Origin of the sequence: Methylorubrum zatmanii (assembly GCF_014845115.1) — a bacterium.
Taxonomy (GTDB): Bacteria; Pseudomonadota; Alphaproteobacteria; order Rhizobiales; family Beijerinckiaceae; genus Methylobacterium; species Methylobacterium zatmanii.
The window spans coordinates 1-937 of record NZ_NKUI01000383.1; the positions used below are offsets into that span (position 1 = coordinate 1).

Consider the following 937-nt stretch of genomic DNA (forward strand, 5'->3'; position numbering starts at 1 on the left):
AGGAATACGGCACCGGCTCGTCCCGCGACTGGGCGGCCAAGGGTACCAAGCTCCTCGGCGTCCGCGCCGTGATCGCCGAGAGCTTCGAGCGCATCCACCGCTCGAACCTCGTCGGCATGGGCGTGGTCCCGCTGGTCTTCCAGGGCGAGACCTCCTGGCAGTCGCTGGGGCTGAAGGGCGACGAGACCGTGACGATCAAGGGGCTCGCCGGTGAACTGAAGCCGCGCCAGACGTTGACCGCCGAGATCACCTCCGCCGACGGCTCGAAGAAGGAGGTTCCGCTGACCTGCCGGATCGATACCCTCGACGAGCTGGAATATTTCCGTAACGGCGGCATCCTGCCCTACGTGCTGCGCTCGCTCGCGGCGTAGCGAAATCCCCATAACCATCGGGAAAGGCCTCTTCCGAAAGGGAGGGGCCTTTTTCGTTGGAGCGCGCTATGTCGTGCACCGAACCGACGGAGGACTTGGCGCGCATGATCCTGGAAATCGCACAGATCGACGTGAAGGCCGGAGCGGAGGCCGCGTTCGAAGAAAACATCGCCAAGGCCGCCGAGATCTTCCGTGCCGCCGCCGGCTGCCGCAGCTTCGCCGTGCGCCGCTCCGTCGAGAAGCCGCAGCGTTACCGCCTGCTGATCGAGTGGGACACGCTGGAAGCCCACACCAAAGACTTCACCGGCTCCCAGGCCTGGAAGGATTACCGGGCGATGGTGTCCGACACCTTCGAGAGCCCGCCCCAGGTCGAGCATACCGAGCTGACGCTCCAGGCGTTCTGAGCGGAAGCGGAAGGAAGCCGATCCATGAAGATGTACGGCAATTGGCGCTCGGCGGCGGCGTTCCGCGTGCGCATCGCGTTGAACCTGAAGGGCATCGCCTACGAGGAGATTTTCCTCGATCTCGATGCCGGCGATCAGTTCAAGCCCGATTTCCTCGCCATC

Annotated in this window: 2 protein-coding genes and 1 pseudogene; all 3 read left to right on the forward strand. The window is 64.6% G+C overall.

The window, feature by feature from the left end; genetic code table 11:
• Positions 1–371 (forward strand): annotated as a pseudogene (locus tag MZTS_RS24870) (aconitate hydratase); the annotation flags it as partial.
• 104 nt (positions 372–475) lie between these two features.
• Positions 476–775 carry an antibiotic biosynthesis monooxygenase family protein gene (locus MZTS_RS24875; RefSeq protein WP_192285999.1) on the forward strand — a complete coding sequence of 100 codons (300 nt, stop codon included), beginning with the start codon at positions 476–478 and terminating at the stop codon, positions 773–775.
• 24 nt (positions 776–799) lie between these two features.
• A partial coding sequence (locus MZTS_RS24880) for a thioredoxin domain-containing protein (protein WP_484502693.1) occupies positions 800–937 on the forward strand: 138 nt, incomplete at its 3' end.